Consider the following 19,819-nt stretch of genomic DNA (forward strand, 5'->3'; position numbering starts at 1 on the left):
CATCGCGCTACCCCATGGTGTTCAGCATAATCTGACATGGTATGAATTAGGTGTGTTTCTCTTCATGCTATACTAAGTTTATGAGGATGTCCCATATGACAAAAAGGATAGAATCCTACGATTACAAACCGGAAAAAACGTGGCAGGACCAGTTGCTGGAATCGCTTAATGAGCCGACAGTCATTTTCGGCCAGAACATGTCCGTGCATACCGCACGAATGGTCAGTGGACATACGCATGATTTCTGGCAGTTGGACTACGTAAGCAAAGGCAGCGGCACTATAGGAATAGCAAGCACGGAGCAGCCCGTGAGACAGGGTGATTTGTTCGTATTGAATCCCGGCGACTTGCATGAATTCACTTCGTCAAAAGATCAGCCCATCGAGCGAATCATGCTCAAGTTCTCATTGGGCAAAAAGTGGCTGAATGTACGCATTCCAAATTATCTCGGTAACCTGACGCGACTTCCGCGCGGCCAGCAGCGCGAGTTGGAGTTCTATCTGCGACGAGCGTGCATAGAGGCGAACAAGCCCGATAAGGCAAATATTCAAATTGCATCGGCTCTGCTCAAGGGATTTCTCATTAGCTCGATGCGCTACCTAAAGGAGGTCGACGTTGTCGCCGGCGAATGCGGGCAGCATGGAAGCAGCCAGCGTGTTCTCGACTACATTCGAAAGCACTACGACAAGCGTCTGACTCTGAGCGAGCTTGCGAATATGTGCGGGCTGCATCCTCAATATTTTTGCCACAGGTTTTCGGTGGAGATAGGAATGTCGCCGATGGTCGCACTGAGTAACGAGAGAATCGAGGCGGCGAAGAAGCTTCTTGCCAACACATATCTACCTATTGCTGAAGTAGCGGCCAGGGTCGGCTACAATGACGCATATCACTTCTCAAAGCGATTCAAGCAGATCACCGGGCTGTCTCCCAAGCATTACAGGGATCAAAGCGACCATAATATCTGATCATTTCCACGCATCCAATGCTGTCAACTCAGGCAGCTTATCCATCTTGCTGTGCGGGCTGAATATTACCACGACTCGTGTTTTTGCGGTCTTTTCGGGCATCCGAATGAGGAGCTTTCTCTCATTGGTGAGCGGCCTGTAAGGTCTGTTGAGCTTGACCTCTTCCACTATAAAATGCGTTCCTGCAGGGCTGAGCAAATATACATGCATTGTCTTGCCGGCCAGAGTGAGGGTGGCATGGGTGCCTGCCGGATCGATATTTACTACTGCGCTGGTATGTATGGACCAAACGATATTTGCAGACTCCTGCACCTCGATTTCGTCCTGGACCAGTACTTGGCGTCTCTTGTCTCGAAGGGCAATTCCGCGAATAACTTGCTTTGCGCCATTTTGAGTATATGCGCTAGTCAGATCGGCGATTGCAAATGCGTGATCTTTCACCGAGACATACTTCGTGATCGGGGCAGTGGCGTTCAGGTCCTGGTTTGCGCCGTCGAACGTGATGGTGTTGTGACCTGGGGTGGATAATCGATAGTAGGACCAGCGCTTTACGGGGACAAAATAGTATGGCAGGTTGTAACTGTCCGAGCCAAGGTCATCGGCCCAACGCACACCGTCAGCATCAAGAACAAAACTGCCGAGGTCCAAATGAGCATGGTTCGCGCTGTTTGAACCCGCCTTGAACCCTACAAATATTGCATTTGGATCGGTCCATGATGATCTGAATGTTGCCACGCCAACATTAGAGTAGAGTGTGTCCAGAGGTGTTGAGGCAATATCTTGTTCACTTCCGCTCGGGTCAAACCATATGAGGTCGAATGCGCTGATGTCTCCAGCTTTTGGGGCCTTGCGAGCGAGATATGCATACGCTGGGTCAGCATACCATCGGGCAAGACCGTAAAGACATGTGCGCATGTTGATGCCGGTGGCCGAATCGGCAAAATCAAATTCTTTTCCCGTTGAGCCGGTAAGAATCTGCGGGTAGTAGCCGGTTTTGCGCATCCCCGGATACTCCATCACTCCCATATCCGTTCCCAAGGCAGAGCGAAGGGCATATGCCGCGAAAAGAGTGTAGTGGGTCGCATATTCCCAGTAGTTGGTTCCTTCGGGCCACGCGCCATCGGGCGCATACGTAGCCATGGCCAGCGGCAGGCTCTTTAAGGCATACGAGATAATCTTTTTCGCAAGCGAGGGCTCTTCGTCCGCGACGGCCAGCGCCCCAAGTATCATTCCGCCGTTGCACACGTTGTTCCAATTGAAAGGTGACTTTGTCCACCACTCATTCGTTCTATAAAGTGCAAGCGCCGGGTCAAGGCCTTTCTTAACAATAGCGGTCCTGATGAGTGCTCGATCCTCGGGCGTCATAGCATCGTACAGCCAATCGTAGCCAAAAGCCATGGCAGCCGTCATTTCCGCCACATCCAGAAAATGAGGCGAGTTCCAGTCGACAAATACAGCGGCTGCGCGCATCTCTTTGATTGCCCTTGCGGCCCACTTAGGGTCGTTGTCGAGCCTGTACAGCAGGCCCAGCGTGGTCACTCGATCAAGCACCGCGCGGCTCACATACAACAGTCGCGGGCCATTGAGTATTCTCTCAACCGGCTTTGCATCGAGAATGGCGTCACCATGTTTGCTGAGACTTTCCAGATAACCGGCGGCAATGGGGTTTTGTTTTACGGTTTTCCGAATCACATGTATATCGGATTGTGTGAGTATGATTCTAGGATGAGACTTGAGCGGATTACCCGGAAGATTCCCAGCGTCTTGCGCAAATGAATCGCCAGATGCGCTAATGGTAACCATCAACAAGAACAGACATATAGCAACGAAGAGACTGTGATTATACATGATGCCTCCGGCGTTATCGCTGGACCCTTCCGGAAGCATCGCCTCCGGCGAGCTTTTCGACCTCAGAAACAGTCACTCGGTTGAAGTCGCCGATGATCGAGTGTTTCAGGCAGCTCGCCGCGACTGCGAACTCCAGTGCTTCCTGATGTCCCATCTCGGTCACAAGACCATATATAAGCCCGGCCGCGAACGAATCACCGCCGCCCACTCGATCGACAATATCGGTGATGTCATAATGTTTGCTTGTGTGAAATTCCTTGCGATCGTGAAGACACGCCGACCAGCCGTTGTGGTCAGCGCTTTTGCTTTCCCTGAGTGTGATTGCAATCATCTTCAGATTAGGAAACTCATCCAAAACCTTGCCTGCCAGGGACTCATAGCTCGACTTGTCGAGTTGGCCTCGTTCAACCTCTACATCTATCTTGACGCCAAGCGATTTCTGACAGTCTTCCTCGTTCGCAATACCGACGTCCACGTATTTGACCAGCTCTCGCATCACTTCGGGAGCCGATTTGCCGTATTTCCACAGTTTACCGCGATAGTTGAAATCGCAGGAGACAGTGAGCCCCATCTCCCTGGCTGTCTTCACCGCCTCCATAGAAAGCTCAGCCGCCGATGCACTCAAGGCCGGTGTGATGCCCGAGATATGGAACCATTTTGCGCCGGAAAATGCGCTTTTCCAATCTATTGTCCCAGGTTGGGCAATAGCTATGGCTGATCCTGCGCGGTCATAGACGACCTTTGATGCCCGCTGGTTTGCTCCACTTTCCAGAAAGTAAATTCCGACCCTGCCTGCGCCGCGCGCGATCAGTGAAGTGTCGACATTGAAACGGCGCAGTTCTCCGATGCACGCATCCGCGATATCGTTGTCCGGCAAGACTGTTGCGAATGCCGCATCCAGACCGAAGTTGGCGAGTGATACCGCGACATTCGCCTCACCGCCTCCGAACGTCGCTTCCAAGACCGGCGATTGAAATAACCTTTCAGCCCCGGGAGACTTGAGCCTGAGCATTACCTCGCCAAAAGTGATTATACGCTGTGCCATTCTATATCTTGCCTTTCTACTTTTTATGCAGCAGATGAAATGTAAACCCTAACGTGCTGACGATACTATAGCAACCGCCTCGCGCGTTATGCGGGTGATTTCATTGAAGTTGCCGCTCTTAATCAGATCGGCCTTCACCATCCAACTACCGCCGCAGGCAAGAACCTTGCCGAACGATAGGTAATCCTTCAAGTTTGCTGCGTTAATGCCGCCTGTCGGAATAAATTTCATCATTGAATACGGAGCGCATATAGCCTTGAGAGTTTTGACTCCTCCAAAAGCTTCAGCCGGAAAGAATTTGACCACATCAAGATTTAGGCCAAGAGCCATTTCTATTTCGGTTGGAGTGCTGCAGCCGGGCGTTACAGCAACACCCTTTTCTTGGCAAAACTTAACGACAGCCGGGTTAAGACCGGGGCTGACTATGAACCGAGCGCCTGCCATAATTGCTTTATCAGCCTGCTGGGTCGTAAGCACTGTCCCGGCGCCGACAAGAACCTCGGGCAGTTCGGATGATACGGCCCGTATGGCGTCTTCGGCGGCGGCAGTTCTAAAAGTAATTTCGGCCAGGGGCAGGCCGCCATCTTTGAGTGCTCGGCAAAGTGGGACGGCGTCCTTTGCATTCTCAATCACAACGACGGGCACTATGCCCAATTGTTCTATGGTTCTTAAGACATCGTGCATTGATTTATCCTGAATCTCCGCGGTTTTTCCGCTCATGATGTATACCTGTTGTATTCCAGTATATTGCACATGAGCATTGACTACAATGGATTTTTGTAAGGATAAACAAATACTCGATGTAAAATTGTGATGTGGCGGACGGAACATATCGAACTATTTATCTCAAGGAGTGCAAGCTACCCATGAAGCGCCACAGATCAATGCAAACACTTCGCAAACTTATCGCGCACAGGTTGAGATAACACTGTCTGTGGGGAGCTGTGCTGAGAAGAAACGATTGGTGAGGTTGTAAAAAATAGCTCCGGACGATCTCGAAGTTGAAATCAACCGAAGCCATTGATGAATACAGTGGGAGCGGCAGAAGAGCTTATTGCGAACTATCCACCACTTAGAATGCGTGCTCTTGAGGTTAGAAGGGCGAAGTCTCTACGCCATCTTTCGTCGCCACATGATGCAACCTACTCCACTGATGCCACAAAGCAAGGCGAGAATGGAGGAAGGCTCGGGGATAACAGTAATGAGGACGTCGGTTGCATTTAGAGGGACTGAATACCCAACGTTGCCATAAGGAACCCAATGATCAAATGCATATGATTCCTCCATTGAGTTGTTCCACCTGGTTATATAGGCGCAAACACCAACACTACTGTATGAATACGTGGTGCCCGTTCGGACGGAAGGCACATCGAATGTAAACAAAGTGAACGTCCTGCTCTGGTTAATCCTGATCTCCTGAGAATCGTAGACGGGGACATATGTCAATGGTGGATCACCGCCTTTTTGTCCATAAATTGATCCGATTCTACATATGCTCAACGTGGGGTCCTGAGATATGCTTGTGACAGTGAACGAGATATTGAGGCGTTGTCCTGGTGACCCAGCCAGATGGATTGACGTAGGAGTTACACTAGCAAATGGAGTGAGATCATCTGCTAGAGCTGGATTAAGTGCTGCAATTCCTAGAAACGCAAACAATATCGCAATTGATATGGGTTTCATTGAATCTCCTTCGCTCATTTTGGAGCCTATTGAAGTGTTATGATAATAAAGAAGCCTAGTACTCGAGTAATCCCGAAACTGCTGGGCTTTATTTGCATTATATCACATGGCTGGCAGGCATTGGGTTGGCATACAACAAAAAAAGCCGACCCTTACGGATCGGCTTTTTTTGTTCGTGGGAGCGGGGAGAGGATTTGAACCCCTGACCTCCGGGTTATGAGCCCGACGAGCTACCAGACTGCTCTACCCCGCGTCGACTTAAATAGTATACCACTCTGGAGAGTTTCTGTAAAGCGTTTCTGGATCGACTTTTCTAATAAATGGCCGCCTGCTGAAAATTAACGCGCAGAAGAGCTAGAAACTCTTCCGCGCGTTACGATTATTGCACTATTTCTGTTTGCCCATCTGGCGGTTTTGCAGTAGCTCATTAAACTTCTTCAACTGGTCGAGTGTGAGCTGCTCTTTGATCCGACTGATTGTGTCTTCACGAACCTCTTTGCATTTTGCCTGCCTGACTTCGGGAGTTAGGGTTGTGTCCTGCCTGATGGCCTTAATCTTCTCATCGCTGGCTTTCACTACCGACTTAATGGATGCCTTTTGCTCTTGTGTAAGATCAAGTTTTGCAAGAATACCAAGTAGAGGAGATGCAGGTCTGCGATTCAAAAGCCTGTCGATAAGCTTCATCTTTTTGGCTTTTACCTGTTGATCAGAGTTCAGCACGTTCATGATCGATTTGCCCGCGCTCTGCCTTAATGCTTTAATCTTCGATTGTTTTTCCTCTTGGTTGACATTGGATTTTCTTACATCTCCGGCGTCGGCATGAAATTCCTTTACTATACCGGCGATGCTCTTGACCTGGTCTTTTGTGAGATCGAGCTGTTTTGCGATCCTGCCCATATTTACTTTTTGACCGCCAGCCCTGCCGTATGGTCCGCTCTTACCCTTTTGTGCAAATGAGGCACATGAGAGCATAAAGACTGCCAGCAACGCAATGACTGCTGTTTTTCGGTTCATTTTAGATTACTCCTTTGTAGTAGATATGTGCGTTCCGAAAGAACAGACGTATGCTATGATTTGTGGTTACAATATCCTGCATGGTTTTTGCGGCAATCTACTGCACATATTTGCATCAAATAACGGCATATAGGTTTAATTTGGGTCTTGGTTGGAGATAATATATATGGATGTGCTATGCTTGCGGACAACTTCTGCAATATTCACTTTCATTCGCAGTTGGAACCATTATGCCGGCGCCTCGAAAGTACAAAGGAGGCGTCATTATGAGAACTATAAGAGATGAAGCACTCATACAGCTTGTGCAGTCGCGGCTGAACCAGAACAGGCTTACCGGCGGAGAGACGATTTATGTGACGCTGGAAAACGGCAATGTAATTCTGGTTGGCTGGTGCGATCACGAAGAACAGAAAATCGCCGCCGAGAGGATAGTATCAGGCACTTTCGGAGTTACGCACGTTGTGTCGAGGATCAGGATCCGCAAGATAAGGCAATCAATTTGAGGTGCCGGCCAATTCTCGCGCTGCGACACAATTGTTACTCAGCCAATCGGCCCACGCTGCGCGATTGAGCGCTGATTTGGCTTGTGTCAAAAGTGCTTGGTTGCTATTTTTTTGCGCTCGGCGATCCTCAGGTTCAACTTTCAGTATTTCAATATTCCCCGCTACAAGACAGCTTTGAGCGGTATTTTGGGTAATAGCTCTTGCGCAGACACCTGAGTCGAGCATGGTATTGATGCGTTTTGCAATAACCTCTGCACGATCCTTGGATGTCATGCCGTTGGACAGTGGGGCGGGTGTGCATACATCGCGATCACAGATAATGACTTTATATTGGTCGCTGCCTTCGCTGATAGGGATTGCTTGCGCATAAGCTACTCCGCGTATCTTTCGCACATTCGGAGCCAGACCTTCGGCGACCATGGCATCCACTACTGCTTCCACGCGTCGAAACGGCAAAGGGTGATCCTGATAGATACCCATTGGCAGGGTGGGGTTCTCGGTATGCTTCTTGTCCAGTTTCTGCATGAATGCCAGAAGTCCGTCGGGCTTATATGTAGACTTGGCAAGGTATGCTACGGCTGTCCTGTCCGCGTCGCGTTCGGCATTCATTGTGTGACCGCTGGCGCTCCCGACTTTAAGCATCTGTGCGCCGAGAAGCAAATTATTTAGATCTGTGTTTTTGACCTTACCGAATATCCCTGCAAGCGCAATCAATGCCACATATTTGTCGAGTTTGGATTGCTCTTTGATGAGTTTTGTAGCGTGATGATGCGCTACATGGGCAATCTCATGTGCGAGGACTCCCGCTAGTTCATCATCCGAATCGACCATCTCCAGCAGTCCCGTGTTGACGTATATGTAACCACCCGGCAGCGCGAATGCATTGACATCAGGATCATCGACAACCTTAAAGCGATATTCAAACCGGGCTATTTTCGAATCGCCATATGATGCGCGGACTTCATTCTCATTGGCAATTTTGGCTAGGGTTTCGCCGATTGTTTTCACCCTCTCGACAATGGACTGGTCATCAACAAAACTCATCTCTTTTTCCATGCGTTCGGCATACTCGCGTCCCATCTTCTCCTCGTCCTTATATGTGTCGGAGATAACAGGTGACATGGCTGCCGCCAGGAGGGAAACTGCGCACAGGATGAGCGCAAGAGTCTGTCTCGCCCTTTTCATGGTCGGTCCACCTCAGGCTCTGACCCGGAGTCATTGCTACTAAGGGTTACCCCCGGTGAAACAAGGGCAAAACATATGCGAGGCAGACTATTTCATTGGTTTAGCCGTGCTATTGTTTGTGAGACCATAGATGCCGGAGGACAGTTTGAACTCCACAATCGGTTTGTCGGGGCCCGGTACATAATCGAATTTATAGTCTATAAGGTCCGTGCCTGTTTGAGTAAGCTGAATGAACTGCGAGCCTTTACCGGCAGAGACATATGCCGCGTCTTTTGTGGCCAGGGCCTTCTGAAGAATGGCCCATTGATCGTCCGATAGGGAGCTTACCACCAGAGACTTCGTTGCCATGTCTTTCTGCTGGTCGTAGCTTAGTGACGCATAGAAACGCAGTATATCTCTGTTGCGAGCCACCACGACAGTACTTAGCCCTGCGAGCACTTGATCGGTAATTATCGTGTTGTCTATCTGAGCATCCCTAAGCATAGCGATCTGCACCATGTCTTCCAGCAGTAGTCCATTGTTGGCTTTGGCGCGTGAAGCCCAGTAGTCCATCCATACACGGGGCACTTCCCATGACCGCTTTATAAACCATTCGCTGTCGCGGAAACGCAATATGTTGCCGGATTTTTCCCAGTTTGAACCGTAAGCTCTCCTTATTGCCTCCAATTGCTCACCCAGCGGCCTGCTGCCGCCTGCGATCACTGGAGACTTGCCGGGCAGGCAGTCGGATATTACGTTCAGTCCAGTCCAGTATGCAATTAATTTGAGCGTGTCCTTTAGCGCCGTGGGAGTATCGATATCATACAAAACGATTCCTCTCTTGAGCGATGGATCGGAGGCAATGTCACGCCCTGATTCGCCCGGCTGCGCGGCATCGGTCTTGGATTTCAACTCAGATTGCAGGAGCTTGCCGACTTCTTCTTTTGAAAGACCGCTCTGGAGCCTTACTATTGCGCGGCCAAGTGACTTGGCAATATCACTTGAGGGATCAAATATGGGCACATAAATCGACTCCGATGCCGTGCCTACGTCTATTCCACCGAGGAGCCCGTTTGCCAACACGGCTGATGCGCTTGTCGAAGCGTTTCGGTTTATTGTTACCTGGAGCTTATCGAACTTGCTGAGCAGATCCGAATGATCTTCAGAGGCTCCAATTCTCTGCTGCAATGAATCATATGATTGGGCCATGCTGCGCACCGTTGCCTGAAGATCGGTTGAAAGTTGAGAGACAGGGAAGCTTACTTCCGTGCCCTGCAAAAAGGCATTGCGGACGTCGGCAAATGAGCCTAGAAACTTGGCGAGGTTTCGCCCCAGAGGCTCGCTTGCCAGAACATATTTCCAGGGATCGGTGTTAGCGAGGCTCGCGGCATCCTGCCTGCTCAGCGAACCGAGGTTTGCCATCTCAGCTAGCACATTCTCCCGCTTGGCACGGAGTTGCTTTGCCTGCGTATCCATGGCCGAGTCGCGCAGAGACCGCTCTTCTTTTGCCTGATCGTCGGTCTGCAAAATCGCATATTTGATTTCGGAGCCGCTGCCTGCTGTTATCCAATCGAAGTGGAGTATCGAGCCAATCTCTCGCATCAGGTTACGAAGAGGCATACCTTTGACGTGAATTATGATCCTGCGGTCGCGCACCATCCAGTCGTTATCATTTACGCCGGCCGCCATGTTTACGCCCGTCTTGAGGGCAAGGCTGCCCAGCGCTTCGGAGACGCGCAGTCCGTCGGCGTCGAAGTCGACTTTCTGATTCAGCCTGGAGTCGGTGCTTTGAGAGAGAACATCGCTGCTTGCCAACACTGCCGTAGCGCTGATAGCAACGATGAAAACTGCAAACGAGAACATACGGTGAAGATTCATATGCGGACCCGTCCAAATAAATATGAGTTTATGCCACGGTTATCATACGATTTCCAGAACGCTATTGTTCCGCCGGTGTCCTTGTTCCAGTAACCGCCAGAAGCAGAAGTATACCAAAGATAACCCGGACAATACCGGCGATCCAGAGTATTTTGAGCTGTGCATACTGTGGACGATTCAGGAATATTGTACCCATCAGTCCGCTTATACGCTCAGGATTTATCAGCATTACAATCCCAAACACAAGCGCGACTACCCCTAAAGCTGCGACAAAAGGTATCAGAGCAACCGCTCTCTTTATGGCAGCAAGGAGCATGACCGCTCCAAACAACACCGCCACAACCCCGAATATCCTGATCTGTGATTCTGACTCTACAATTCCCTGTGATATACGAATCCAAAATCCAGGTAATAACGGCTGGCTGATCCCCACTAAAATCAGGATGAGTCCCAGCAAGAACACAACTGCTCGCAAAAAGCGCATCAGGACCACCTCACTCTTATTGAGCGAGGCCATCCCAAATAGAACCGTCCGAAAGCCTCGCTTCTACATCGACACCGTAATACTCACCCACCGGCGCCAGGAACTCGGGAGCCTTCGTCCAAACGCTCCTGGCGGCATCCCTTACAACCTCTACGCCCGCGCGCGACATCTTGCCCAGCGGTTTTCTGCATGGGCCCGACGGCATTCCAAGGCCATTCATCAGGACCTTGATCGCAGCCGGGTTACGATATCTGTCCGTGACGGCTACTCTTTTGCCGTTGGGTAAGATCCGCTCATTGTCTACCCTGACTGTTACGATGCCAAACAATGGGGCAAGGCCTTCATAGACCTTACGTGCAGCGTCCTGGTCGCCCGACAGGATAAACTTCACCATCTTTGACAGTGCAGCGGGAGCTACGTTGGATATGACTGATATCACGCCGTTTGCGCGAACATCGGCAAGAGTCATCATATCGAATGTGAGATCATCGTCACCGCTCATAATCGAAAAACCGTCGCCGAGCAGACTTCTGGTCCGGGCCATTCTGTGAAGGTCGCCTGTAGCTTCCTTAACAGTATTTACATTCGGGAATTTGGCATTCAGCAGCGCCAAATCTTCGGCGGCGAGAGCGGTCCCGGACCTGCCGGGAATGATATAGGGGACAACTGTGGTGTTTGGAAATTCTGACGCGATAGCGCCGTAGTATTCATCTCGAAGTTCGCTTGAAGACGGACCGTTATAATAGCAATCGACCAGCAATACGGCATCTGCGCCCGATTTTACCGCGTGCCTTGTGCTGGCAATCGCCTCGGATGTGCAGTTACTGCCGGAACCGGCAAGAATACCGCAACGGCCTTTACACAGAGATATGACACTCTCTATAACCCTGCCATGCTCGTCCCAGTCGAGTGTAGGTGACTCTCCGGTCGTGCCTGCCGGCACCACACCCGTAATCCCCTGCGATATCTGGAACTCGATGTTTTTCTTGAGTCCATCCCAGTCCACACATAAATCATGCGTCAGCGGGGTGACTGCGGCTGTCCAGGTGCCTTCCAGCATCTTCATTAGAATCCTCCAAAAAAAGCTATTATTATATTTTAGAGTGGATTCGTTTTTTTGGCAATGCCTCACGTAATGTACATCACGTAATGACAAGCGCGCTATTTGAAGCGCACGTGCATCCGCGAGTCTTCGGTAATGTCCTAATTGCATCGCGCAGCACATCCGCCAGACTTTTAGATGTGGAGGCTATTGCCTCGCGTACCTCATCGTGCGAAAGTGGAGTGGGGGAGATGCCGCTGGCCATATTGGTAATAACACCTATTGCGCCGTAACAGAGTCCCGCTTCTTTTGCCAGCACAACTTCAGGGATATTCGTCATGCCGATCACATGAGCGCCCCATGATGCGTACAAACGTATTTCGGCGGGGCTTTCATATCTCGGCCCTTCGACTCCGGCATAAACCGCGTCCGGCACAAACGCGACACCAGCCTCGCCGCATGCCGAACTCAGCGTACTAGATATCTCAGGACAATACGGATGCGAAAAATCGGTATGCACTACAGGCCCCTCGGGATCGTCAAAAAAAGTATCGATACGCTTTTTTGTGAGATCGATAAAATCGCCGAGCACGGCAAATGAGCCGGGCGGCATATCTTTTCTGACTGAACCCACTGCGCATATTCCTATAACACGCTGCACACCGAGTTTTTTTATTGCCGCGATTTGTGCGCGATAGTTTATCCTGCTCGGGGAAATATTGTGGCTGCTTCCGTGTCTGGGGACAAACAGAAGACGAATATCATCCAGCCGTCCGTCTATGATCTGGGCCTCTCCGAAACGGGTCGTCAGCGTCGAAATCGAATCGATATCTATTATTTCGTCAATGCCTGTCCCGCCGATTATCGCAATATTCACTCATATACCTCCAAGATGCAAATTCCATTGAAGAGCGTATTTCTCCTTCTATGAGAGGGCGGGTCTATGGAAAATAGCAGATGATGTGATTGTTTGCGCTAGGTAGACTAGTCCGAAATATAGTATAATTGATGCACGGCATGTTATGTGAGGTGTTTATTTCTCAAGGAAGGGAAAAATACACATAGCGTCTAAGATTGAAATTGTCCATTGGACATGCTGGCGACTGTTCAATTTTTTATGTCACGACCCCGGACGGGTGCATGTATGTACTGGGGGAGCCTGAACCATTGGATAAATTGGGTGGGTTTGGACTTCTGGGCTGTAGTTTGGGCCGTCGTAGTCGAGAAAGGAGTTCATCGGCAATGGAAATGGATTTACAAATAAACGTCCGTAAGAATGGCACCACAAGAATTATTGAGCTAAACGGGGAAGTGGACGCATATACGTCTGCGCGTTTCAGAGAGATCATGCTTGAGTTGATAGACGACGGAGGCATTGATCTGATTATCAATATGTGTAAAGTCGAATATATAGACAGCTCAGGGCTTGGCGCTCTTGTCGGCGGATTGAAGAGGGTAAGCGAGCGCGACGGAAAGATTATGATCGTCAGCGACGGACCTCAAATCAAGAAAGTATTCGAGATTACGGGGCTGGAAAAAGTGTTTCCCATCTTTGACGCGGAGCACGCTGCCGTTACGGCATTAGATCAAATCACGAACAGGAATCGAGGTCTTGTTGTTGATGGCGAAAACTGATGAGAAGGCAGTCCCGCATGTGGACATATCTGTCCCGGAAGAATTTGCTCTACGAGACGAAGTAAGATGGCTCAAAAGTGAAGACTTGAGTCTGTTCAGGTATCTTCGCGAAACCATGAACAAGATCGAGCCCGCATATATAGCAACTTATCCGCCCAGTGAGTGCGGAATTGCCACCTTTACCAAAGACCTCTCTTCCTCTGTTGCAAAGTATACTCCGTTTTCAAAACCCAATATCATAGCGGTAAAACGCGAGCATGAGATTGAGCCGTATGAGCGCGTCGTGCGGTTCCAGATACTTCGTGAAAACAAGCAGTCGTATTTGGACGCGGCGAAGTTTATAAACGATTCCACAATTGATATCGTAAGCATTCAACACGAATTCGGGATATACGGCGGAGACGACGGCGAATACATACTAGATTTTCTTGAAGCGCTCGAAAAGCCTGCCATTGCCACGTTGCATACGGTCCTTCAAAGGCCGAGCCCCAACCAGAAAAGGATAATTCAGGAAATCGGCAGAATGTGTGAGGCCATGGTCGTCATGGTCCGCACGGGAAGAAATATTCTGCTGGATGTATACGATGTCGACCCCAAAAAAGCTACGGTAATCCCGCATGGAGTGCCCAATGTCCACAGAGTCTCAGCGGGAAGTGTGAAGAGGGCGCTTGGGCTGGCAGATAAATCGATCCTGTCTACATTCGGGCTTATTAGCCGGGGCAAAGGGATCGAGCATGTTATTCGAGCAATGCCTAAGATCCTTGAAAAGCACCCGAATGTGATATATCTGGTGCTCGGTGAAACGCATCCGGGCGTAAGAAAGAACGAAGGCGAGTCATACAGAAACATGCTCGTCGAGACCGCGAGTGAGTTGGGAATCGAGGACAGTGTCCGGTTCAACAACCGTTTCCTCTCTCTCAACGAGTTGGTGCGATACCTGTGCGCAACTGATGTATATGTGACGCCGTATCTGAGCAAGGACCAGATCACCAGCGGCACGCTGGCTTATGCTCTCGGCTGCGGTAAGGCTATCGCAAGCACACCTTATCTTTATGCGGAAGAAGTGCTCTCGGAAGGTCGCGGCATGCTTGTGGACTTTGAGTCGCCTGACAGCATTGCAAATGCAGTCAATACTATACTCGACAACAAAGAGTTGAAGGAGTCCATGGAAAACGCTGCGTACGCATACGGCAGGCGTGCGGCATGGTTTAATGTGGCAGTCGATTATATGGACCTGTTCCACAGGATCCTCACTCGCCAACGAGCTAAGATGGGTGAAGTCGAATGACATATCCTCCAATCGTATTTGAGCACCTGGAGACTCTGACAGACTCGACAGGGGTCATTCAGCATGCGATATTTTCGATCCCTAACCGCAGGACCGGCTACACGACAGATGACAATGCTAGGGCGCTGATTTCAGCTATTATGGAGTTCGAGCGGACGGGTTCGCGACAGGTATTGCAGCTTGTCAGCAAATATCTGAGCTTTCTGCATTATGCGCAGACTCCGTCAGGACACTTTCATAACTTCATGGCTTACGATCAGGTATGGCTGGACGATCAGAGCAGTGACGACTGTTTTGGCCGCGTGATGTGGGCATGCGGATACGCACTATCCGCCGAACTGCACTCTAACATCAAGAAAGTGGCAAGACAGCTATTTGATGCCGGAAAACGATGGATCAACCCGAATCAGAGCCTGCGCGCGCGCGCATATATGATCATGGGCTGCCATTACTATCTCAAGAATGTTCCGGACAGCGAAGACGCCCGCCAGATCATGGAGTCGCTTGCCGATTCGCTCTGTGAGGCTTTTCACTGGAATGCAAAGCCGGACTGGATGTGGTTCGAAACCGTTCTGACGTACGCGAACGGAATGCTGCCCAGGGCGCTCTTTATGGCATATCAGACACTTGGAAAGAAAGAATATCTCGAAGTAGCGACCACGAGTCTCGATTTTATCACAACGGTGTGTATACTCGATGGCATGCTCTATCCTGTCGGCTGCAACGGTTGGTATGTAAAAGGCTATGAGAGAGCCTATTACGATCAGCAGCCGGTGGACCCACTGGATCATACATTGTCGTACCTGGCAGCATATGACGCTACCGGTGAAGAGAGATATCTTGGTCTGGCAAAAGTATGCTTTGACTGGTTCTTTGGTCACAACTCAGTCGGAGCGCCGCTTTACGATCCGGTTACGGGTGGGTGCTATGATGCTCTCGGCCCGGATGGTTCCAACCTTAACCAGGGTTCGGAATCCACAATCTGCTGCCTCTTGGCGCAGTTAGCGATGCAGCCATATCTGGACAAACTGGACACTTAGCAAATAACACAAAAGTAATCCCGGGAGCATATGGTGAGCAGACTATTTGCAAAGAAACCACTGAGTTTGTTGCTGGAAGAGATGGCGGGCGATAATCGTCTGCGCAGAGTCCTGGGACCATTGGAACTCACCAGCTTAGGGATCGGATGCATAATCGGGGCCGGGATATTTGTCGTTACGGGCATAGTAGCGCACGACAAGACAGGCCCTGCTCTCATTCTCTCATTCGTTGTGGCCGGGATTGCATGTGTTTTCGCCGCGCTCTGCTATGCTGAGTTCGCTTCACTTGCGCCAGTCGCGGGATCGGCTTACACATATGCATATGCGACACTCGGCGAACTATTTGCATGGATCATAGGTTGGGACCTTGTGATCGAGTATACAGTCGCCTCTGCTTCTATTGCTCAAGGTTGGTCCAAATATGCGCAGGACTTCTTGAGCATATTTAATATACATCTGCCTGCCGCACTTACAAACGCTCCATTCGATTATAGCCCATCACTAGGTCACCTTGTTTCGACCGGGACTTTATTGGATCTGCCTGCGATTATTATAGCGGCCCTAGTCACATCAATCCTGGTGATAGGCATAAAAGAAAGCGCAAGGTTCAATGCAACCATTGTCGCTATCAAACTGGCAATTGTGCTCTTTGTAATTGCTGTAGGCGCGTTTTATGTAAATCCTGCAAACTGGAAGCCGTTTGCCCCTTATGGAATGACAGGCTTCGGTTTCTTCGGTAAGACAATACTGGGCATGTCCGGCAAAGGCGGAGAACCGCTTGGGATGCTCGCAGGCGCGGCTATTATGTTCTTTGCGTATATAGGATTTGATTCCGTCTCGACCCACGCCGAGGAGGCAAGAAACCCTCAGAGAGACGTGCCGATCGGCATCATAGCCTCACTTATCGTCTGCACGATTTTATATATTGCAGTTGCCGCCATTCTGACCGGCATGGTGCCATACAACAAGATAGATGTGAATGCGCCGGTGGCGTCGGCATTTGGGCAGGTCGGCCTTCCGTGGGCAAGATTTCTTGTGTCAATGGGAGCCGTTGCCGGGATCACATCCGTACTGCTTGTCCTGATGCTCAGCCAGCCGCGCGTTCTGCTTGCTATGGCGAGAGATGGCCTGCTGCCGGTCAAGTTTTTCGGCGCAGTGCACAAACGCTTTAAGACGCCATGGAAATCGACAATACTTACCGGGTGCCTTGTAGCGCTAATGTCTGCCCTAATACCACTGAGAATTTTGGCTGAACTGGTCAATATCGGAACGCTGCTTGCATTTGTGATTGTGTGCCTAGCGGTGCTGATAATGCGAAGAACACATCCGAATGTCTCGAGGCCGTTCAGGTGCCCGATGGTGCCGTTGGTGCCTATTCTGGGTATTGCATTTTGTCTGCTTCTGATGTTCTCTTTGCCCTGGGAAAACTGGTTGAGGCTGGGCGTTTGGCTGGCGATAGGTTTGGTCATCTATTTTAGCTATGGGCGGCGTAATAGTGTTATGGCAAAGATACGCGCCCGTGAAAAAGTAAGGGAGAGAGTCAAGCGCTAAAGGGTGGGGGAGCTATACCTGTGGGTTTTGACATATTCTGCCGAAAACTATTCTGTAGAAAGTGTGCAGTTGCATTAATTGACCACAGGACTGCCCTCGTGATATACTTGAAGTCGATGGAGAACAATAAGGAGGTCCCAGCGTGGCGAGAAAGATTCTAGCCGTTGATGATGAAAAGCACATTGTGCGCTTAGTTCAGGTGAACCTTGAGCGGGCTGGGTATGAAGTAGTTACAGCTAATGACGGGAAAGAGGCGCTGGAGAAGGTCGCGTCTGAACGGCCAGACCTAATGGTGCTCGACGTTATGATGCCCTACATGGACGGGTTTGAAGTCCTGCAAAATTTGCGCAGAAATCCGGCCACACGAGATATTCCAGTTATTATGTTAACCGCAAAGGCGCAGGATGCGGATGTTTTCAAGGGTTGGCAGTCTGGTGTTGATTGTTACCTTACCAAGCCGTTCAACCCAATGGAGTTGCTCTCCTTTGTAAAGAGGATTTTTGATTCAATGGACGGCGGCCCCAATGGCGACGTGCGTTATGAGATCAAGCTCTAACAAACTTACACTAAGGAGAAAAAAGGCTGTGAGTGACAAGAAAACAATGGCTATCGTATTAGGGACGGTTGTTGGAGTTGCTGCTGTGGCTACTGCCGTCAGTGTCTATATCTCCAAGCACAATGAGCCTGCGGTTTACAATATTAACGATGTTTTTGAAAAAGCAAAGCAGACAGTGCGCAGACTAGATGAAGCCGTTGACAACCTGCGAAAATCCGCAGCCTGACAACGCAACATAAGCTACATATAATAGCGGCGGAGGATTATTGCCTCTGCCGCTTTTTGTACATTCATTATTCCTTGCTCTAGGTTAATATTTCTGATGCATCGCAGGTTTTAATGCGCGCACCATAATATATGTTATGTTAACCATTCTCTTAAATAAACATCTGCATGCCCTTCTCTCATGAGACAGTATCGTTGATTCTTTCGGGCCGGCATCTTATTGCTGTCCAGTATTCTTCTCTAGCATCTTCGTCTAAACAGACAGGCTCGGCGTCACCCCATGGATACCGGTCCTGGCCGTTCTTTTTACAGCCTGATATCCAATACTCATCACCAGTGTCGATGTCATAATAGTTTCCGCAAGTACTTGGACGTCCTCGTTGGAAACTCTTTCCATTGTAGTAAATTGTTCTGCCGGTCTTTGAAAATGTGACGCGGCCAATTCTAGCCGGTCCGCGATCATTGTGTCCGCCGGGATGGGTCTTCAATTCAATATACATGATTCGAGATTGCATTTTTCTGCCGCCAATTTATTACTGATATAAATATATAGAATACAACTTTGCTTTTGATAAACTTTGACTTACAAGCGCATGTTTAGATTCTCGTAATCGACAGAGCATTTGCCTTCGGAAGTTACTCCAACAATCTGTGTGGTATATCCCGATCTTCTCACAGCCAGACTTCCGCACTTCGGGCAATATGTGTTTTCGCCTGTCTCGGTGACCATGTTACCGAGATAGACAAACTTAAGCCCTGCCTGTTTACCGATCTTGACGGCTGCCTCCAATGTATCAGGCGGCGTCGGAGGGATATCAGAAAGCTCACCATATGGAAAGAACCGCGTGACATGCCACGGCGTATCCGTGCCGAGAGAATCGGCTATCCAGCGAGCGGTTTTGGTGAGGTTCTCCTCGCTGTCATTCCAGCCGGGGATAATGTTTGTCACACATTCGACATGCATCCCCCACTCTACTTTTGCTCGAACCGAGACATCCAGAATTCCCTGCATTGACGGCACTTTGATAAGCTGTTTGTAGAAATTGTCGTCCATGGATTTTATGTCCACTCGATATACATCAAGGTAGGGACCAATTAGATCGAGAGCCTCCGGTGTGGAGTAACCATTGGTCACATATACGGTATAAAGACCGTTTTGTTTGCAGAGCTTTGCGCAATCCAGGGTATAATTAAGCCAAATTGACGGCTCATTATATGTCCAGGCTACGCCCTCGCAGTGGCTTTCTTTTGCCGTTCGGACCAGTATTTCCGGGCTTACGCCGGTCTTGCAATACCCGCATGCAGACTCTACAGCATCGGCGTAAGCTATCTCCCAGTTTTGGCAAAAGATGCACCTGAAATTACACCCAAGCGTTCCAACAGAATAGCAAAGGCTGCCTGGCCTGTAATGAAACACAGGCTTCTTTTCAATTGGATCGGCTGCTGCAGAGGATATTACGCCGTAGATTGTGTCATATAGTATGCCATCATAATTGACTTTTGTGCGACAATATCCTACCCCACCCTTGGATATCCGGCACCTGCGCTGGCATATATTGCATCCTATACGCCCATCACCCAGATTTTCTGCCAAGAGTGCTTCTTTTAGCGCACCGGCAGAACGCAGCGATTCTATTCGACTCTCAAGTTTGTCGATCATTAGTTAGCCTTATCTTGCTGACATATATTTACTGTTTCAATCAAGTTGTTTGCACTAAAAACTAGCAGGCAAGTGCCAATAATAATACTATCGTGGAAATACGCAGACTTGCAAAAAGTATACATTGTGTTGTTACTCAAAATATTGCATTTATCCTTGTTACCATTCTTGCGCTAGGATTAACCGTGTACGCTGCAATATGCCGCAGCTTATTCGTAACACTGTCTATTGGCCTGTG

The 19,819-nt window shown here is 49.6% G+C and carries 19 protein-coding genes and 1 tRNA gene; 8 read left to right on the plus strand and 12 right to left on the minus strand.

Translation table 11 applies throughout. The features are described 5' to 3' along the window. The first annotated feature begins 95 nt into the window (after positions 1 to 95). Complete coding sequence (locus ABFD83_13280; protein MEN6358044.1) at positions 96 to 965, plus strand: AraC family transcriptional regulator; 870 nt, start codon at positions 96 to 98, stop codon at positions 963 to 965. Here ABFD83_13280 and ABFD83_13285 read toward each other — a convergent pair whose 3' ends face one another. The 5 genes from ABFD83_13285 to ABFD83_13305 all read right to left on the minus strand — a co-directional run bounded on the left by ABFD83_13285 (position 966) and on the right by ABFD83_13305 (position 6,555). Continuing rightward, positions 966 to 2,813, minus strand: coding sequence for a heparinase II/III family protein (locus tag ABFD83_13285; protein ID MEN6358045.1), 1,848 nt, complete (start codon positions 2,811 to 2,813; stop codon positions 966 to 968). 13 nt (positions 2,814 to 2,826) lie between these two features. Then, the gene (locus ABFD83_13290) at positions 2,827 to 3,858 is read right to left on the minus strand and encodes a sugar kinase (GenBank protein ID MEN6358046.1); all 1,032 of its coding nucleotides are present in this window, start codon (positions 3,856 to 3,858) and stop codon (positions 2,827 to 2,829) included. A 48-nt stretch (positions 3,859 to 3,906) separates the two neighbouring features. Further along, entirely contained in the window at positions 3,907 to 4,578 is a 672-nt protein-coding gene (locus ABFD83_13295; GenBank protein MEN6358047.1) for a bifunctional 4-hydroxy-2-oxoglutarate aldolase/2-dehydro-3-deoxy-phosphogluconate aldolase, read from the minus strand. Between the two features lie 1,139 nt (positions 4,579 to 5,717). Next, a tRNA-Met gene (locus ABFD83_13300) sits at positions 5,718 to 5,794 on the minus strand. A gap of 134 nt (positions 5,795 to 5,928) precedes the next feature. Beyond that, positions 5,929 to 6,555 carry a hypothetical protein gene (locus ABFD83_13305; protein MEN6358048.1) on the minus strand — a complete coding sequence of 209 codons (627 nt, stop codon included), beginning with the start codon at positions 6,553 to 6,555 and terminating at the stop codon, positions 5,929 to 5,931. A gap of 266 nt (positions 6,556 to 6,821) precedes the next feature. Between ABFD83_13305 and ABFD83_13310 the strand changes: the two genes are divergently transcribed. Continuing rightward, complete coding sequence (locus tag ABFD83_13310) at positions 6,822 to 7,058, plus strand: BON domain-containing protein (protein MEN6358049.1); 237 nt, start codon at positions 6,822 to 6,824, stop codon at positions 7,056 to 7,058. Here ABFD83_13310 and ABFD83_13315 read toward each other — a convergent pair. The 5 genes from ABFD83_13315 to ABFD83_13335 all read right to left on the minus strand — a co-directional run bounded on the left by ABFD83_13315 (position 7,050) and on the right by ABFD83_13335 (position 12,503). After that, complete coding sequence (locus ABFD83_13315) at positions 7,050 to 8,243, minus strand: M48 family metalloprotease (GenBank protein ID MEN6358050.1); 1,194 nt, start codon at positions 8,241 to 8,243, stop codon at positions 7,050 to 7,052. The two genes, ABFD83_13310 and ABFD83_13315, sit on opposite strands and share 9 nt — an antisense overlap. A gap of 87 nt (positions 8,244 to 8,330) precedes the next feature. Then, positions 8,331 to 10,100, minus strand: coding sequence for a hypothetical protein (locus ABFD83_13320; protein MEN6358051.1), 1,770 nt, complete (start codon positions 10,098 to 10,100; stop codon positions 8,331 to 8,333). Between the two features lie 61 nt (positions 10,101 to 10,161). Beyond that, complete coding sequence (locus ABFD83_13325) at positions 10,162 to 10,584, minus strand: hypothetical protein (GenBank protein MEN6358052.1); 423 nt, start codon at positions 10,582 to 10,584, stop codon at positions 10,162 to 10,164. Positions 10,585 to 10,600: 16 nt separating this feature from the next. Further along, positions 10,601 to 11,650, minus strand: a complete 1,050-nt coding sequence (gene dapA, locus ABFD83_13330) for a 4-hydroxy-tetrahydrodipicolinate synthase (protein MEN6358053.1) — start codon at positions 11,648 to 11,650, stop codon at positions 10,601 to 10,603. A gap of 76 nt (positions 11,651 to 11,726) precedes the next feature. Further along, positions 11,727 to 12,503 carry an MTAP family purine nucleoside phosphorylase gene (locus ABFD83_13335; protein ID MEN6358054.1) on the minus strand — a complete coding sequence of 259 codons (777 nt, stop codon included), beginning with the start codon at positions 12,501 to 12,503 and terminating at the stop codon, positions 11,727 to 11,729. A gap of 365 nt (positions 12,504 to 12,868) precedes the next feature. Here ABFD83_13335 and ABFD83_13340 point away from each other — a divergent pair, with 365 nt between their 5' ends. The 6 genes from ABFD83_13340 (at position 12,869) to ABFD83_13365 (ending at position 17,922) form a co-directional block, all read left to right on the plus strand. Continuing rightward, a complete protein-coding gene (locus ABFD83_13340; GenBank protein ID MEN6358055.1) occupies positions 12,869 to 13,261 on the plus strand; it encodes an STAS domain-containing protein in 393 nt (130 codons plus the stop codon). Beyond that, a complete protein-coding gene (locus tag ABFD83_13345; GenBank protein MEN6358056.1) occupies positions 13,248 to 14,549 on the plus strand; it encodes a glycosyltransferase family 4 protein in 1,302 nt (433 codons plus the stop codon). Before ABFD83_13340 ends, ABFD83_13345 begins: the two co-directional genes overlap by 14 nt. Further along, positions 14,546 to 15,589, plus strand: coding sequence for a glycosyltransferase (locus tag ABFD83_13350; GenBank protein ID MEN6358057.1), 1,044 nt, complete (start codon positions 14,546 to 14,548; stop codon positions 15,587 to 15,589). Before ABFD83_13345 ends, ABFD83_13350 begins: the two co-directional genes overlap by 4 nt. 30 nt (positions 15,590 to 15,619) lie before the next feature. Continuing rightward, the gene (locus ABFD83_13355) at positions 15,620 to 17,140 is read left to right on the plus strand and encodes an amino acid permease (GenBank protein ID MEN6358058.1); all 1,521 of its coding nucleotides are present in this window, start codon (positions 15,620 to 15,622) and stop codon (positions 17,138 to 17,140) included. Positions 17,141 to 17,282: 142 nt separating this feature from the next. Continuing rightward, entirely contained in the window at positions 17,283 to 17,696 is a 414-nt protein-coding gene (locus ABFD83_13360; protein MEN6358059.1) for a response regulator, read from the plus strand. Between the two features lie 28 nt (positions 17,697 to 17,724). Continuing rightward, positions 17,725 to 17,922: a hypothetical protein gene (locus ABFD83_13365; GenBank protein ID MEN6358060.1), complete on the plus strand. Its 198-nt coding sequence runs from the start codon at positions 17,725 to 17,727 to the stop codon at positions 17,920 to 17,922. A gap of 178 nt (positions 17,923 to 18,100) precedes the next feature. On the opposite strand, the gene ABFD83_13370 is transcribed toward ABFD83_13365, so the two are convergent. Together ABFD83_13370 and amrS are read right to left on the minus strand one after the other, a co-directional pair. After that, positions 18,101 to 18,436, minus strand: coding sequence for a 1-deoxy-D-xylulose-5-phosphate synthase (locus ABFD83_13370; protein MEN6358061.1), 336 nt, complete (start codon positions 18,434 to 18,436; stop codon positions 18,101 to 18,103). A 68-nt stretch (positions 18,437 to 18,504) separates the two neighbouring features. Beyond that, entirely contained in the window at positions 18,505 to 19,581 is a 1,077-nt protein-coding gene (amrS, locus tag ABFD83_13375) for an AmmeMemoRadiSam system radical SAM enzyme (GenBank protein ID MEN6358062.1), read from the minus strand. Positions 19,582 to 19,819 lie beyond the last annotated feature (238 nt).

The sequence above is a fragment of the Armatimonadota bacterium genome, from assembly GCA_039679645.1.
GTDB lineage: Bacteria > Armatimonadota > UBA5829 > UBA5829 > UBA5829 > UBA5829.

Coding starts and splice junctions, on each gene's coding strand:
- ABFD83_13345 (MEN6358056.1), top strand. CDS start 13,248: ATGGCGAAAACTGATGAGAAGGCAGTCCCGCATGTGGACATATCTGTC.
- ABFD83_13315 (MEN6358050.1), bottom strand. CDS start 8,243: ATGAAAAGGGCGAGACAGACTCTTGCGCTCATCCTGTGCGCAGTTTCC.
- ABFD83_13295 (MEN6358047.1), bottom strand. CDS start 4,578: ATGAGCGGAAAAACCGCGGAGATTCAGGATAAATCAATGCACGATGTC.
- ABFD83_13310 (MEN6358049.1), top strand. CDS start 6,822: ATGAGAACTATAAGAGATGAAGCACTCATACAGCTTGTGCAGTCGCGG.
- ABFD83_13325 (MEN6358052.1), bottom strand. CDS start 10,584: ATGCGCTTTTTGCGAGCAGTTGTGTTCTTGCTGGGACTCATCCTGATT.
- ABFD83_13355 (MEN6358058.1), top strand. CDS start 15,620: ATGGTGAGCAGACTATTTGCAAAGAAACCACTGAGTTTGTTGCTGGAA.
- ABFD83_13320 (MEN6358051.1), bottom strand. CDS start 10,100: ATGAATCTTCACCGTATGTTCTCGTTTGCAGTTTTCATCGTTGCTATC.
- ABFD83_13305 (MEN6358048.1), bottom strand. CDS start 6,555: ATGAACCGAAAAACAGCAGTCATTGCGTTGCTGGCAGTCTTTATGCTC.
- ABFD83_13285 (MEN6358045.1), bottom strand. CDS start 2,813: ATGTATAATCACAGTCTCTTCGTTGCTATATGTCTGTTCTTGTTGATG.
- dapA (MEN6358053.1), bottom strand. CDS start 11,650: ATGAAGATGCTGGAAGGCACCTGGACAGCCGCAGTCACCCCGCTGACG.
- ABFD83_13280 (MEN6358044.1), top strand. CDS start 96: ATGACAAAAAGGATAGAATCCTACGATTACAAACCGGAAAAAACGTGG.
- ABFD83_13370 (MEN6358061.1), bottom strand. CDS start 18,436: ATGCAATCTCGAATCATGTATATTGAATTGAAGACCCATCCCGGCGGA.
- ABFD83_13290 (MEN6358046.1), bottom strand. CDS start 3,858: ATGGCACAGCGTATAATCACTTTTGGCGAGGTAATGCTCAGGCTCAAG.
- amrS (MEN6358062.1), bottom strand. CDS start 19,581: ATGATCGACAAACTTGAGAGTCGAATAGAATCGCTGCGTTCTGCCGGT.
- ABFD83_13350 (MEN6358057.1), top strand. CDS start 14,546: ATGACATATCCTCCAATCGTATTTGAGCACCTGGAGACTCTGACAGAC.
- ABFD83_13340 (MEN6358055.1), top strand. CDS start 12,869: ATGGAAATGGATTTACAAATAAACGTCCGTAAGAATGGCACCACAAGA.